The sequence below is a fragment of the Rothia aeria genome (assembly GCF_016726365.1).
In the GTDB taxonomy this organism is placed as follows: domain Bacteria; phylum Actinomycetota; class Actinomycetes; order Actinomycetales; family Micrococcaceae; genus Rothia; species Rothia aeria.
The window spans coordinates 1,195,338-1,209,746 of sequence record NZ_CP068102.1; the positions used below are offsets into that span (position 1 = coordinate 1,195,338).

Genomic DNA, 14,409 nt, shown 5'->3' on the forward strand with positions numbered 1-14,409 from the left:
CTGGATAAGAAACGAGCGCATTACATATTGGGAGCGGTTTCTTGATGGAGGAACCGCTCCCACTTTCGTCTTGTTGCGTATCGTTAGGGTTTTGAGCCTGTTTCTGCCCCTTTATCAGAGGGCTCTGGATCCGATTCGCCGGTGGCTTTAGAGCCTTCCGCGCTGGAGACCTCGCCGGGGTTTTCGGCGCTGCTATTTTTGGTACTGGTGTTTTCGCTGCTGGGCGCATCCGAAACGTTCTGCCCGGATGCCCACGCACCTTTATCCACCGGCTTGGCGAAGAAGAGGCACGCGACCATGCCCACGGCGGCCAGAGCCAGCGCCAGAATCAGTGAGTCGTTCATCGCGGTGGCAATAGGTTCACGCAGGAAATCGGGAACCTGACCGCCGGACATCCCTTCACCACTGACGGCGGGGGCGCTCATAGCGCCTCCGCCTGCACCGGCACCTGCGGGACGCATCCGCTGCATGGCCTGTGTAACCTGCTCGGTAATCAGGCCGCCCATGAACGTGGCAATACCCGCCGAACCAAGCACACTGGCAACCTGGCGAGTCTCGTTATACACGCCCGACCCGGCACCCGCTAAACGAGGCGGCAGGTTGCGGGTTGCGGTCACCGCCAGCGGACCCCAAATCATGGAGTTGCCAATACCCAAAATTGCAAAGGGTACAAGCAGAAGCGCGAGGGACTGATCCGCCGTCATCAAAGCACGCAGAACAATAAATCCAACCACCAGCAGGGCAAACCCCGAAACGGCGTACCATTTGGGGTTTGACGTGCCCAAACGTTTACCAACCAGCGGAGAGAGAGCACCCGAGAACAGGGCGAGCGGGGCGGTCATGAGTGCCGCCTGGGTGGGGCTCATACCGCGCACCTGCTGGAAATAAATAGTGGTTGGGAACGCCAGCGTCAGGGTGTGCGCGCCCATCGCCGCGATAGCAATATTAGACACCGAAAAGTTGCGGTCTTTAAACAGTCCCAGCGGCACCAGCGGCTCTTTACGGTTAACAGCCTGCCACACGATAAAGAGGGTGAACACGATGATGCCCGCGATAATCATGCCCCATACGCTCACCGGGATTCCGGTTCCCCACAGCGACTCGGTGATAATGCCCCAGTCGTAGGTAGAACCCTCCTGAATACCAAAGACCATCAGGAACAGGCCGATAGCGGAAAGAACCACGCCCAGCCAGTCGAAGTTGTGCTGTTTGGAGGGAAAATGCGGGATATTCCGAACCGCCAGATAGATGCCGATCACGCCGATAGGGATATTGATGAAGAAGATCCACGTCCAGCCGGGGCCATCCACGAGCAGACCGCCAGCGATAGGGCCCACGAGCGATGCGATACCGGCCGCCGCACCCCACACGCTCATCGCCACCCCACGTTTATGCGGCGGGAACATGAGCGTAATAATCGACATGGTTTGCGGGGTCATCAGGGAGGCGCCTATCCCCTGCACCACGCGCGCAACAATCAGCATCTCCACATTGGGCGAGAGCCCGCACCACAGCGAGGAGAGGGTAAAAACCACCATACCAAGCAGGTACATCTGCTTCTGCCCGAACCTATCGCCCAGGCGGCCGGTAATCAGCAGCGGCACCGCATAGGCGAGCAGGTAAGCACTGGTCACCCAGATCACGGCGGAGAGCGAGGCGTTGAGCTCATTCTGCATATGGGGCAGCGCCACGGTGACGATAGTGGTATCGAGCAGGATCATAAAGAACCCGATCACGAGTGACCACATGGCAACCCACGGTTTCTCGGCGGCGTGTTCGATGGATGGTGTGTGTGGGCGCTTCTTCGGCGCGGCTTCTTCAGCCATAAATCCCCTGCCTCATCTTCTGTGCGGTACCGCCGAGCGATAAAAACCTAGCACTTCATCATAGCTCTGTTTGCGTTCACGAACGAGTAGGCGATGGTGATCCTCGCAGCTGTGCCTTCCCGGTGAAGACGTGCTTTCTGGCGTGCCGCGCCCGCGGCAGCGAGTCTGCTGTTCCAATGTGCGCAGGCCGCACCCGCCCGTTTTCTCTTTACGCGGAAGACGCGCGTGTAGACATCACTACCCAGCGCACCTAGCCTGAATATGTAGGCTATTTTCACCAACATACGGAGGAGACGATGGCTGTTGTAACGATTATTGGCGGGCACGGGAAAGTTGCGCTTCTGGCCGAGCCGCTGCTGGTGGAGCGCGGGCACACGGTCAATGCGCTTATTCGCAGGCCGGAGCAGTCAGAGGATATTGTCACGCGCGGGGCGAACCCGGTGGTCACTGACATTACCGCATTGAGCACCGAGGAGATGGTGAAGCTTTTGACTGAGCTGGGAACCGAGGTGCTGGTGTGGTCCGCCGGTGCGGGCGGCGTCGGCGGGCCGGAACGCACCTACGCGGTTGACCGTGACGCCGCGATCCGGTCGATGGACGCGGCACGGCTGGCCGGTATTAAACGGTACGTGATGGTATCGTACCTGGGCGCGGGTTCCGGGCACGGCATCGACCCTGATAACAGTTTTTACGCCTACGCCGAGTCGAAGGCGATCGCCGATGAACACCTGCGCGGCTCAGGGCTGGATTACACGATCCTGGGGCCGGGGATGCTCACCCTTGAGGAGGCAGGCGGTATTACCCTGGGGGTTGAGCCCGCCCACACGCCCGGCGCCGAATCTAATACTCCGCGGGCCACCGTTGCCCAGGTGCTGGCGGCGGTTCTTGAGGACCCGTCCACGGTTGGGAAGGCGCTCCCGTTTATTGGCGGGCCCACCCCGATCGCTCAGGCTCTCGCATCGGCGCCTAACAGCAATAAGCTGCGCTAGTACAGTCCCCGTATGTGTGGCAGGCGGCGGCCCGGATTCGTGCAATCCGGGCCGCAGTTTTAGATAATGGCTATGAGCACGAGTAATGACCGGTAAAGGGGCGTCCGTATGGGCTTCTTCAGCTATTTCACCGATAAAACAGCTCCCGAACCTGCCGAGGCGCAGCTCACCGCGTACGTGAGCGGGCGGGTGCAGGGGGTGGGGTTCCGCTGGTGGTGCGCTGGCACCGCCAAACCGATGGGTTTGAGCGGGTACGCCGAGAACCTGGACGATGGCCGTGTGAAGGTTATCGCGCAGGGAACCCGCGCCTCCTGCGAGCACCTGCTGGATGCGCTCAACTCGGGTGATACGGCTGGGCATGTGGACTTTGTGGATGCCACCTTCAGCGATCCGCAGGGCACGTTCAAGGGGTTCGGGATCCGGTAGCGCTCCTCCACTCCCCATGCTAAAAAGGCTCTTTATGCTCCCGATGCACCCCGCAGTATGCCCCCAAATACCCGGTAACGTGGAATAATGGTCTACGCACTCATATCATTCACGTAGTTCATGGAGGTCCTTGATGACACGCTATCGCTGGGGCATAACCGGTGCCTGCATTCTTTTCTTAGCTGGAGTTATTGTTTATAACCTGCGCGAATTTCTGGCATATGATTATCTTGTCTATTATGCCGGGGGTAAAAGCGTTAACTGGTTTCTTGATTACCCCAGTAACCTCTATGATCTCGATATTCTTCGTGAAACTGTGCGGGCAGAAAACTTTAGATATATTTTCGGCGACAGCGGCCTGTGGCTTGCGTTTACGTACCCGCCGTTTGCCTCGCTCCTCTTTATTCCCGCATCGTTCTTGCCCCTGCGGGTGGCAATTGGCCTTCATCTGGCATTTTTCGTACCTATTGCCTTCTATTGCGCCAAGGTTCTGCGTGACTATCTGGCAAAGCGCAATTCTCGGCTGCTTTTTGAGAAATATCTTTCGCCTTTTTCCTTTATTGTTTTGTGTGCCGCGCTTATCTTACTTTCAGCGCCGTGGCGCAATAATTTCTTGTACGGTCAAATAAATCCGTATCTGCTGGTGCTTATTCTCTACGATCTTCTGCGGCCGGGTACCAGGATTCCGCGCGGCGTTTTTATCGGTATTGCTGCGGGCATTAAACTTACTCCGCTCGCCATAGGAGTTCTTTTTCTAGTGCGTAAAGAGTGGAAATCCATTATTGCACTGGGGGTCTCGTTTGCGGGAACCATTGCGGCGGGGTTTGCTGTGCTTCCGCAGCAGTCTCTCACCTATTGGGGCAGCGTCATCTGGGACCCGTCACGCGTGGGCAACCCGATATCGAGCAATAGCATGGCGATTCAAGGCGTTTTAGGGCGCATGACCTTTCAGGATGGTACCGTACTGAAGGCGCTGTACGGGATCGCGGCAATCGCGCTAATTGCGGTGATAGGGTACGCCCTGCGGAAGATGGAGCAGCACAACCTCTATCTATCGCAGATCTCGTTGGCGATTCTTGTGCCAGTGTTTATCTCACCAATCAGCTGGTTCCATCACGCCGTGATTCTGCCGATTTTTATGGTGTGCGCGGCGGTCGATTTCTTGCCGCTGGTGGCACGGTGGCGTTCTCGTGCGGGGCGCATCCTGTGTTATCTGTGCTATGCGCTGAGTTCTCTCATGCTGATTAATACGCTTCTGGACTGGGGAAAGCTCGTGGTGCGCTTCTGGCGGCGTGTCGATTTTTACCCATTTACCGGCAGGTATCCGGGGATGGATGCGCATACCCTGCTTCTGCGGGCGGCGGATGAGCAGCCGGTTATGTTTGTGACCTCAATTCCAGCATTGGCGCTCGTGGTGTTGGTTGTGCTGTGGGCGGTGCTCCTACGCCGCCCTGCTGAAAGTAGACAATGATAAGAAGGCTCTTTATGTGAATAAAGCATTAGAAACTCCGCTTTATTCACATAAAGAGCCTTTTTACGCGGCGGAAACGGCGAGAGAGGCCAGGATACGTACACCCAACGCCTAATCACGCCAGATTTCGGCGAATTGGGCGCGGGTCATGGTTGCTTGCCGCACGGCGACAGCCTTCCGGTTGCCGTACTTATCGGGGCGGGCCGCGCTGGTGCTGGTTTCGTCGGTAATATTCGTAAACCCGGCTTTTACCGCCACCCGTTCGGATGCTGCGTTTCCCACCAGTGCCGCCCATCCGATAGTGTCTAGTCCCAGCCCGAGCGGGTCGAAGCTGAAGCCGAGGACGGTGCGTACCGCATCGGTCATAATGCCGCGCCCGCGCATCTGGGCAGCCGTATAAAACCCTAAGTCTGCATATGTTCCGGGCGCGTTTGCGGAGCCTTCGGGCAGGCGCAGGGAGATAGCCCCTGCGAGCACCCCGCTGTCATCAATGGCCCAGGTGAGTTCACGCCCGGCGGCTGCGGCGCGCTGGGTGAAGGTGAGGAAGGTTTGCGCGTCGTCGCGCGTGTAGTTCAGGGGGACGGTGGTCCAGCGCACGGTTTCGGGGTCGGTGCAGATCTGCACCAGTTCGTCGAGGTCAGCTTCACGCAGGGGCCTGAGGGTGAATTTTTCGGTGATGAGTTCAGGAATTTTCATGGCACGAGTATACACACACCATAGAGTGATACAAAACACATACTCAGAGGCCCTTGCCACCTTGTAATTATGAATTACTCATAATAATATGGAGTTACTTCCCCTTCGAGGGCACCAAAAATACAGTTTCCGAAAGACCGCACACTATCGTTCGGGAGCTTCACACCACAACCTGAAAGGGCATAAATGGCTGTACTATCCATTGGCGACCAGTTCCCCGCTTACGAGCTGACCGGCGTTGTTCCCGGCAAGCTCGCCGAGATTGAGGCAAACAAGCCCGAAGATTACTTCACCACCGTTTCCTCCGAGGGTCTGGACGAAGACACCTGGCGCGTCGTATTCTTCTGGCCCAAGGACTTCACCTTCGTCTGCCCCACCGAAATCGCCGCATTCGGCAAGCTCGCCGACGAATTCGAGGCACGCGACTGCCAGGTTATCGGCGTATCCGTGGATAACGAATACACCCACTACGCATGGCGCCGCTCCCACGAAGAGCTCGTAGATCTGCCCATCGTCATGGCATCCGACCTCAAGCGCGAGCTCACCAGCGCCCTGGGCATCCTCAACAAGGACGGCGTGGCAGACCGCGCAACCTTCATCATCGACCCGCACAACACCATCCAGTCGGTGTCCATTACCGCAGATTCCGTCGGCCGCAACACCGACGAAGTGCTCCGCCAGCTGGATGCGCTCCAGTCCGACGAACTGTGCGCCTGCAACTGGAAGAAGGGTGCAGAAACCATCGACGCCTTCAAGGAGATGAAGTAATGAGCATCGAGAACCTGCGTAACGCGCTGCCTTCCTACGCGAAGGACATGAACCTGAACCTGTCTTCGCTGCCGCGCATCACCTCGCTCACCGAGCAGCAGCTCTGGGGCGCAATCCTGGCCACCGCGGCGGCAACCAAGGTTGATTCCGTTATCGTTGAGATCGCAGCAGAAGCGAAAGAGCACCTGAGCGACACCGCCTTCGATGCGGCACTCGGCGCGGCAACCATCATGGGGATGAACAACATCTTCTACCGCACCCGTGGCTTCCTCGACGGCGCCTACGACGATCAGCGCGCAAACCTGCGCATGCAGATCATCGGTAAAAATGGCGGTATCGACAAGCTCGACTTTGAGATGCTGGCGCTCGCAGTTTCTGCCGTGAACGGTTGTTCGCACTGCGTGGCTGCCCACGAGCACACCATCCGCGAGGAGGGCGCCTCCAAGGAGCAGGTTAATGACCTGATCCGCATTGCGGCAACCTTGGGCGGCGTGGCGCAGGGTATCCAGCTGGCTGAAGCGCTGGGCTAAGCACACAGGTCCCCCACAGGCCTCACAGCGCAGATATCTCGTCTAAAAGGCTCTTCTCCCGAACCAACCGGCGTCTTTGACGCAAGCTAATGGGAGAAGAGCCTTTTAGTGCGCGGGCGTAGGATATGTGACCCTCGCGAAGTATGTGTTTTAGAAACTAGCACACGCCGCAGAACGGGAAGGGACTAAGAGCGCTTTAGGGGTTATCGGTTATCCACACAGGTGAAAACTGTGGGCGTTGAGTGCGGAAGACTCGCCCGCTGCCCTCTGTGGGCAATATGCCTAATTCGTGAATCTTATGTATAACGTGAGCATGTCACGTATAAAACCTCTTGTCAGGTGCATTTTAGGCCGACCGGAGCGCCGCATCCCAGGTGGAGGCGAGGCGAACCGCGGCGGTGGCGAGCGCATCCAGCTCACCGGCGTAGACAGGAGTGGACCGCACACCCGCGCACCAGTCAATCGTGCCCAAGCCCAGCCAGGGTTTGCCGGGGAAGAACTCGCGCCGCAGCGCCACCCGGCGTTTCCCCAAAGCCCGACGACCAGGCACATACCCGCCGCGGCTGATGAAAAACTCGTCCCGGGCTTCTGCGATGACTTGCCGTTCCAACACCCGCAGAGCATCAACCCAGCTGGGCTCCCCCGTCTTGGGCAGGTCGGTCAATTCGGGATATTCCTCGTCACGCTCGGTCACGCTCACGCCCAAAATGTACTGATACCGCACCTGATCCAGCTCGCCGGGAAGCCCACGATCGGCACTCTGAACCGTCCCGCACAGATGCCGTGCCACGGGCTCGCCCGCCAGATTCACGCCCATCAGCGGCAGCTCGGGGCCGTCAAGATACAGTCCCACCGCGCCGGTTCCCGTAATATTTGGGCGCACCGACCAGCCAGGCAGACCATGCTCTAGTGCCTGATGCACCCGCTGAAGAACCTCAAAAACCTGCTCACGTGAAACCGCCATTGCGTTCCTCTCAGCACTTTCAACCTGCGTTTACTTTCTTCCATTGTCTCGCACGGCTCTGGTGTATGCGGCACGCCACAAACCTGCGGGTATCGTAGCGGCAGCACACGCGGTAAGATAGCAGACGTTGCGCCTAAAACTGCGGGCCGTATCCGTCCTTATGCGACCTATATTATTCCCCGTACCTCACCCCGAAAGGAGTCAGACCGTGCTCAGCACCATCGAGCCCGAGACGCTGTTCCGCGTCGTAGATATTGCAGCCGTGGTGGCCAACGGCCTGCTCGGCGGCGCGGTGGCGCGCGCCCTGCGGTTTGACATGGTCGGCTTCTTGCTGCTGGCGGTCGTCTGCAGCATGGGCGGCGGCATGATCCGTGACGTGCTGCTGAACGCGGGGCTTCCGATAGCGCTCACCGACGGCTGGTACTGGGTGGGTGCCATCACCTCGGCGGCTTTGGCGTATGTGCTGGATCTGAGCTCGAACTGGGCCACCCGCGCCCTAGTGGTCGTGGACTTTCTGGGCATGGGCTGCTGGGCGGCTACCGGCACCATCAAGTCCCTTACCCTGGGGCTGCACTGGCTCCCGGCTATTGCGCTGGGTGTGACCACGGCGGTTGGCGGCGGGGTGATCCGTGACATTATGGTCAACCGCATCCCGGCGATCTTCGGCGGGAACTCGCTCTACGCCACGGTGGCGTTCGTGGGTGCCGCCGAGACCGCGATCTGTTTCAAGATACTGGAACGCCCTAACGTGGCGGTCGCAGTGTCTGTGCTCACCTGCACGGTGTTGGGGATTGTGGCGCGGTGGCGCGACTGGCGGCTGCCGATGCCTACCACGCTGAAGGTTCAGCGCCCGCGCCTGCTGGATGTATTCCGCCGCGACCACGAACATCTTGAGAACGAAGGCTGGGCGCCGGGCACGCCGCTCACAAACCAGCTGGATGTGATTACAGAGGACCAGATTCAGGCGTACCGCGAGCAGCTGCACCGTGAACGGGAACAACGCGGCGACTAGCCACCGATCCGCTCAAAGCCCCGGCGGTAAACCGTAAACCTTTACGCCGTGAAGAGGCACACCGTCATATTAAGCCCCGAAAACTAAAAGACGGCGGGGTGTTCATGTGTGCCAAACGCCCCGCCGCCACAGAAGTACCCTGCGACCGCCGCGAAATCCTTTAGCCGCAAGGTACTCGTATTAGCATACCCCGTATGCCCACCATTTTCTAAGGATAGGCTCCGCTGCGGCAGCGATACGACCGTACTAAAACACCCCAACCAGCCCTATTTTCTGCCCTCCTGACCTATCCAGCCTTCTTCCGCTGGCAGAGGGACAGCATCATCACAATATCTTCTCAATATCATCACAACTTTTTTGTGAAGATGTTGTTATGACGCTTGTTTTCGCTGCCTCTTAAAAGACAAAACCCCTGATATTTCAAGGTTTTTGCGGCTGTTCGGTCATCCCAGTATCATCACAACTTTTTGTAATGATGCTGTGAAGATGTTGTGATGATGACCAGCCAAGCACCCCAGATGCGGAACATACCGCCCCCCATTTCTGTAGGGCAGGAAGATGCGCACCTTATCACACGAGAGCGGCGGCCGTTCGGAAGCTTATTACTCCCAAACAGCCGCCGCTGTGAAGATTAGGCCTGTGACAGTCGCCGAGTTACGCCGTGACTTGGCGTTTCGAGGAAATCACACCAGTATTGAAGCCCGCAAGGTGAAGTCCACCATGGAAGCGTGCGTGCTCGATCTTCACGCATCGGTCCATAACCACGTTCAGCCCAGCTGCCTCACCGATAGCGGCAGCTTCCTCATTCCACGAGCCCAGCTGCATCCACACGGTCTTCGCGCCCAGATCAACCGCCTCCTGAACCACACCCGGGAGGTCTTCATTGCGGCGGAAAATCTCGACGAGATCGGGCACTTCTGGTAGATCCTGAAGCGAGGCGTACACCGGCTGCCCCAGCACGGTCTTACCTTTCGCCGCAAGAATCGGGTTCACAAAATACACCGTATACGGCGACGAAGACAGCAGGTAAGTTGCCACAAAGTTTGAGGCGCGCGAAATCTTATCGCTCATCCCCACAATCGCGATAGTGCGGGTATTGCGCAGAATGTTCAGCCGCTCGGGGGCGCTCGGGCCTACCCAGGTACGTTTCTCAGTCATTAGTTGCCCTCCTTCGCGGGTGCATCCTTGGACTCTGAGGCGCCCGAAGCTGCGGTGCTCTTCGGCAGTGCGCAGGCGGCGCCCTGCTGCGGGTCAGCCTCTTCGGCGGCGAGAGCCTCTTGCGCCGCAACGAGCTTATCGGCACTGGATTCACCCACACGCTCACCCGCGTGGTTCAGGCCAGTCGCGTGGGTGAGTGCCTGGTCAAGGTCCCAGATAATGTCTTCAACATCCTCAAGCCCAACCGAAATACGGATCAGGTCTTCGCCCACGCCCGCAGCAGCAAGCTGCTCGCTGGAAAGCTGCTGATGCGTGGTCGAACCCGGATGCAGCACCAGGGTGCGCGAGTCGCCAATATTCGCCAGATGCGATGCCAGCACGAGCGCGCTAATGAACTCGCCGCCAACCACGCGGCCGCTCGCCTTCTCGGTGCCCTTCACCCCGAAGGAGAATACAGACCCAACGCCCAGCGGCAACAGTTTTTTCGCGCGTTCGTGGTGCGCATGCCCCGGCAAGCCTGCGTAGTTCACGTAGGCGATGCGCGCATCCTCAACCAGCCAGTCCACGACCTTTTTCGCGTTGGCGAGGTGCGCATCCATGCGCTGCGGCAGGGTTTCGACGCCCTGAAGCAGGTTGAATGCCGACTGCGGTGAGAGTGCGGGACCGAAGTCGCGCAGCTGCTCGGAGCGCAGTTTTGTGAGGAACCCGTATTCGCCGAAGTTCCCCCACCACGAGACGTTATTGTACGAAGGCACCGGCTCGGTCATGAGCGGGAAGTTGCCGTTCGCCCAATTGAACCGTCCGCTCTCAACAACCACGCCGCCGAGGGTGGTTCCGTGCCCGCCCAGGAATTTGGTGGCGGAGTGAATCACAATGTCAGCCCCGTGTTCCAGCGGGCGAATCAGGTACGGGGTTGAGATCGTGGCATCCACAACGAGGGGGACTCCCGCCTCATGGGCTACAGCGGCGAGCCCTTCAAGGTCTGCGATCTCGCCGGAGGGGTTGGCGACAACCTCCGTGTAGATTGCCTTGGTGTTCTCGGTCAGCGCCGCCTTGTAATCTGCGGGGTCGGTGCCTTCCACGAAGGTTGTTTCGATGCCGAACCGGCGCAGGGAGACATCCAGCTGGGTGACTGTTCCGCCGTACAGCTGGGAAGATGCCACAATATGGTCGCCCGCCTGGCAGAGCGCGGCGAAGGTGATGAACTCGGCGGCCATGCCGGATGCGGTCGCCACCGCCCCAATACCGCCCTCTAGGGATGCGATGCGCTCCTCCAGCGCGGCAACGGTCGGGTTCGATAGGCGCGAGTAGACGTTGCCGTACTTCTGCAGTGAGAAGAGATTGGCCGCATCGTCGGTGTCTTTGAAAACGAACGAGGTGGTCTGATAGATAGGAACCGCGCGGGCGCCGTGTTCAGCGTCCGGGGTGCCGCCCGCGTGCAGGGCGCGGGTGCGGAATCCGAAAGTATGTTCAGCCATGCATGACTCCTGGTTGGCTTAGCGCAGCCGAATGATGCGCCAAGGTCGAGGAACAGAGGTACTCAACCCTATACTGTGCCAGCAGGCAGGGGCGTGCCAAGTGCGCGTAGCAATGTGTCGTTTGTGTCGGTTTATGACACGGCGTCTCGCTCCTCGCCTTACTGCTCGCCCATTCAGCATGTCGGAAATCGTCTTTTGTTTCGGTTTCAGAGGCCCATAGAGGGAGGGAAGCCGCCTGAAAAGCAGGAAACCATGTGCGTGTGTTCCGCACGCACTGCCTTTTTGGGATGAGGACTATGGCTTGAGCGATTAGATTCTAAATAGGGTTGCCTTGCAGGAAGAAGTACCACATATCATCTATATCAGCATCATCAAATATATATTTATATTTTTCCCCAAACACGTATTCCTCAATGAACGAAGAGAAAGGGACGCTTTTTTCGCCATCAATATTAAATGTTACCTGGTTATTGATTCTATTTAAAAAAATTGGTTCATATAAAACTTGTCCCGCTTCATACATAGAATCTTGTAAATTTTTTGGCACCCTGTATTGTTTATCCAATATTTCTTCCACGCTCCACAACTCTATATCCCCAAAAGACCCTCCGTTGCACAATAATAAAAACTGTTTATGTTCCAACGTCAAAAAAGAGTCTAATTGCCCACTCACTTTATCAGCCCCTTGAGGAATATTTCCATATAAAGGGGCGTCAGGCAGTGCGGACAAACAGTTTCTATAGTGTTTAATTATTTGAGATAAATCCATAGAAGCCTCCAGGTATGTGTGTGGTCAATATTTTATAGCATCTGAGTCCAGAACTATTGTATATTAATATGCCAGTTTGAGCATACGCCAGGTATTCCTGGGTTATTTTTGCGAACCAGAGCCTCCAAATTTTCAACTCAATCATTTTTGCGGATAAATTTGTAAACCCCAAGAACACCATCCGCATACTAAATCCATTATTTCTAAAATGCGGTCTTCTTCGCTTTCTGTTTTTGCATCGGAGCGAAGTTCTTCTAGAAATGAATATAATTCATCTTGGGATACATTCTTATTTTGCAGATTAATTAGATACTCCTTAATCTCCAATAGAGATGTTTCCTGATTTTTTATTATTCCTGATAATAATTTTTTATCATAATCACTGAGCATTATTGAATCCGTTTTTGTGGGCTTACGTCTTAGAAGTTCAAAGGCCTGCTTATATCTTTCTAAGGCCATTCTTTTAGAGGCTTAAATTGTTCTGTATCCAGATTTATTTGGAACATACTTCACATCATCATCTAAGCCACTCGTATCAATTTACCAAACTAAGAGGGACCCTTCAGGGCGCATACATCGTGTGGCGCAGAGACGGGGGGGAGAGACTGTTACATTCTCTCCAATAAGCCTTGATTCACCCATGCAAACAAATTTTTCAGGTATTAAAATCATGTCTTCTGCTGCCACAAAGGCATGTGTAGAAACACGGTGCCCACCAAACTTCCCGGGAGGACACTCTGTACAAGAAACCCGCCGGGGTTCGCATAAGTGCGAGACACCCGGCGGGTTCAGAAGCGGTGGTGGAGGGATTTGAACCCCCGTTGGCTTTTACACCAAACATCATTTCGAGTGATGCACCTTCGGCCGCTCGGACACACCACCAGCTTTAAGCTATTCTAACGCACCGTCTGGGGCATCGCAAAACCCCCTCAGACCCCCACAGCTGCCAGGGCCTATGGGGCTGGCCGCGCTATAGCGGTCTGTTTTTCGTCCCTGCTGCGCCTGCGAGTGGGCGGCTCTCTGGCTACCGGCGGATGTACCCGTCCACCACCTGCATGACCGCGCGCGTGGCGTCTTCAGCGGTGCGGGGCGAACTGTGAATCACCCGGTCCATTGACAGCATATAGGCGGCACCAAAAATAGCGACCGAGGTGGAACGCACATCCTGGGCCCTGTCAATCATGTACCGTTTGCTCAGGGCAGCCACCCTGGCCTCGATGAAGTCCAGCAGGCTCTGACGGCTATCAATCATGCTCTCCGACCAGTCGTTCATGCTCTTCCACACCTCAGCGATCCACAGCCGGGCGTACCCCGGTCGGTCCTCAAGGTATTTCAGTGCCGTGTAGATGCTGGCCCTCAGCGCCTCACGGGGGTCGCTATGCATCTGAGCGGCGGCCTCCATCTGGCGCAGTAGCAGGTCGGTTCCGTACTGCAAAAGCTGGTCGATCATCGTTTTCTTCGACCCGAAATTGTAGTAGACGGTGCCCTTCGAAACGCCAGCAAGCTGCGCAACCTCTTCAACGGTTGCAAACTCTGGCCCCCGCTGTCCCATGATTTCCATGGCCGCGTTAAAAAGCTTCAGCTGGGTTTTGCTGGTGCGGCCGGGGCGACGAGTCGCGGCCTCGGCAACGGGACGCTGCAACGCTAAGCCCTCCCCTCCTGTGAGTACTATTACCTCTATACTATTAGACTGCTACCGTGGGGGCTAACTGCTTCAAAGCCCACACACGAACCGCAGCAGCCCCACCGTGAGGCCCGCTCCCCCAGCCGCCCCGCGCACTAGTCACGTTTACGGGCAAAGAAACCACTCATGACACGCGCACAATCCTGCCGCAGCACCCCCGCATACACCCGCACCGGCGGCGCACATCGAGCATCACGCAGCACATCATACCGGCTCCCCACCGCGCCCGTCTTCGTCTCCCAAGCCCCAAAAACCACGGTGGGGATACGCGCCATGAGCACCGCCCCAGCACACATGAGGCACGGCTCCACAGTCACCACCAGGGTGCACCCCTGCAGCCGCCACGTGCCCAGCTGCTGGGCGGCAGCACGAATAGCAAGCACCTCAGCATGCGCGCTGGGGTCATGGTGCCGCTCACGCATATTATGCCCCGAACCAATAACACGCCCGGCAGGGTCAATAACTACCGCCCCAATCGGCACCTCACCCTCACCGGCTGCGGCGCGGGCCTCATCCAGGGCCAGGTGCATCCACCGCTGATGCTCCGGCAGGGCCGGGGCATCGCTAAGAACAGCGGAATCACCGGCATCTACCGCGTACTCTTCATCATCCATAACAGCTCATACTCCCCTATCCGA

General features: G+C 57.4%; 15 protein-coding genes and 1 tRNA gene. 6 read left to right on the top strand and 10 right to left on the bottom strand.

Annotation, left to right across the window (positions count from 1 at the left end; translation table 11 throughout):
* Window positions 1-83 precede the first annotated feature (83 nt).
* Window positions 84-1,826: an MDR family MFS transporter gene (locus I6I94_RS04940; protein WP_128087399.1), complete on the bottom strand. Its 1,743-nt coding sequence runs from the start codon at window positions 1,824-1,826 to the stop codon at window positions 84-86.
* Window positions 1,827-2,122: 296 nt separating this feature from the next.
* Here I6I94_RS04940 and I6I94_RS04945 point away from each other — a divergent pair, with 296 nt between their 5' ends.
* From I6I94_RS04945 to I6I94_RS04955, 3 genes are all read left to right on the top strand, one after another.
* Window positions 2,123-2,815 carry an SDR family oxidoreductase gene (locus tag I6I94_RS04945; protein ID WP_128087398.1) on the top strand — a complete coding sequence of 231 codons (693 nt, stop codon included), beginning with the start codon at window positions 2,123-2,125 and terminating at the stop codon, window positions 2,813-2,815.
* Window positions 2,816-2,923: 108 nt separating this feature from the next.
* On the top strand, window positions 2,924-3,241 hold the full coding sequence (locus I6I94_RS04950; RefSeq protein WP_128087397.1) for an acylphosphatase: 318 nt from the start codon (window positions 2,924-2,926) through the stop codon (window positions 3,239-3,241).
* A 133-nt stretch (window positions 3,242-3,374) separates the two neighbouring features.
* Complete coding sequence (locus I6I94_RS04955; RefSeq protein WP_201620955.1) at window positions 3,375-4,712, top strand: glycosyltransferase 87 family protein; 1,338 nt, start codon at window positions 3,375-3,377, stop codon at window positions 4,710-4,712.
* Between the two features lie 111 nt (window positions 4,713-4,823).
* Here I6I94_RS04955 and I6I94_RS04960 read toward each other — a convergent pair whose 3' ends face one another.
* On the bottom strand, window positions 4,824-5,408 hold the full coding sequence (locus I6I94_RS04960) for a GNAT family N-acetyltransferase (RefSeq protein WP_201620956.1): 585 nt from the start codon (window positions 5,406-5,408) through the stop codon (window positions 4,824-4,826).
* 186 nt (window positions 5,409-5,594) lie between these two features.
* On the opposite strand from I6I94_RS04960, the gene I6I94_RS04965 reads away from it, so the two are divergent.
* Both I6I94_RS04965 and I6I94_RS04970 read left to right on the top strand, forming a co-directional pair.
* A complete protein-coding gene (locus tag I6I94_RS04965; protein WP_023133587.1) occupies window positions 5,595-6,176 on the top strand; it encodes a peroxiredoxin in 582 nt (193 codons plus the stop codon).
* Window positions 6,176-6,706, top strand: a complete 531-nt coding sequence (locus I6I94_RS04970; protein WP_006888559.1) for a carboxymuconolactone decarboxylase family protein — start codon at window positions 6,176-6,178, stop codon at window positions 6,704-6,706. Before I6I94_RS04965 ends, I6I94_RS04970 begins: the two co-directional genes overlap by 1 nt.
* 346 nt (window positions 6,707-7,052) lie before the next feature.
* Here I6I94_RS04970 and I6I94_RS04975 read toward each other — a convergent pair whose 3' ends face one another.
* Entirely contained in the window at window positions 7,053-7,670 is a 618-nt protein-coding gene (locus tag I6I94_RS04975) for an L-alanine-DL-glutamate epimerase (protein ID WP_128087396.1), read from the bottom strand.
* Window positions 7,671-7,878: 208 nt separating this feature from the next.
* Between I6I94_RS04975 and I6I94_RS04980 the strand changes: the two genes are divergently transcribed.
* Window positions 7,879-8,682: a trimeric intracellular cation channel family protein gene (locus I6I94_RS04980; protein ID WP_006888541.1), complete on the top strand. Its 804-nt coding sequence runs from the start codon at window positions 7,879-7,881 to the stop codon at window positions 8,680-8,682.
* A 654-nt stretch (window positions 8,683-9,336) separates the two neighbouring features.
* On the opposite strand, the gene I6I94_RS04985 is transcribed toward I6I94_RS04980, so the two are convergent.
* The 7 genes from I6I94_RS04985 to tadA form a co-directional block, all read right to left on the bottom strand.
* A complete protein-coding gene (locus I6I94_RS04985; protein WP_013398362.1) occupies window positions 9,337-9,840 on the bottom strand; it encodes a CoA-binding protein in 504 nt (167 codons plus the stop codon).
* On the bottom strand, window positions 9,840-11,318 hold the full coding sequence (locus I6I94_RS04990) for an O-acetylhomoserine aminocarboxypropyltransferase/cysteine synthase family protein (RefSeq protein ID WP_201620957.1): 1,479 nt from the start codon (window positions 11,316-11,318) through the stop codon (window positions 9,840-9,842). Before I6I94_RS04990 ends, I6I94_RS04985 begins: the two co-directional genes overlap by 1 nt.
* 316 nt (window positions 11,319-11,634) lie before the next feature.
* Window positions 11,635-12,087, bottom strand: coding sequence for a hypothetical protein (locus I6I94_RS04995; protein WP_201620958.1), 453 nt, complete (start codon window positions 12,085-12,087; stop codon window positions 11,635-11,637).
* Window positions 12,088-12,228: 141 nt separating this feature from the next.
* Window positions 12,229-12,546, bottom strand: coding sequence for a hypothetical protein (locus I6I94_RS05000; protein WP_201620959.1), 318 nt, complete (start codon window positions 12,544-12,546; stop codon window positions 12,229-12,231).
* A 336-nt stretch (window positions 12,547-12,882) separates the two neighbouring features.
* Window positions 12,883-12,969, bottom strand: a tRNA-Ser gene (locus tag I6I94_RS05005).
* A 142-nt stretch (window positions 12,970-13,111) separates the two neighbouring features.
* The gene (locus I6I94_RS05010; protein WP_128087392.1) at window positions 13,112-13,729 is read right to left on the bottom strand and encodes a TetR/AcrR family transcriptional regulator; all 618 of its coding nucleotides are present in this window, start codon (window positions 13,727-13,729) and stop codon (window positions 13,112-13,114) included.
* A gap of 137 nt (window positions 13,730-13,866) precedes the next feature.
* On the bottom strand, window positions 13,867-14,385 hold the full coding sequence (tadA, locus tag I6I94_RS05015; RefSeq protein ID WP_128087391.1) for a tRNA adenosine(34) deaminase TadA: 519 nt from the start codon (window positions 14,383-14,385) through the stop codon (window positions 13,867-13,869).
* Window positions 14,386-14,409 lie beyond the last annotated feature (24 nt).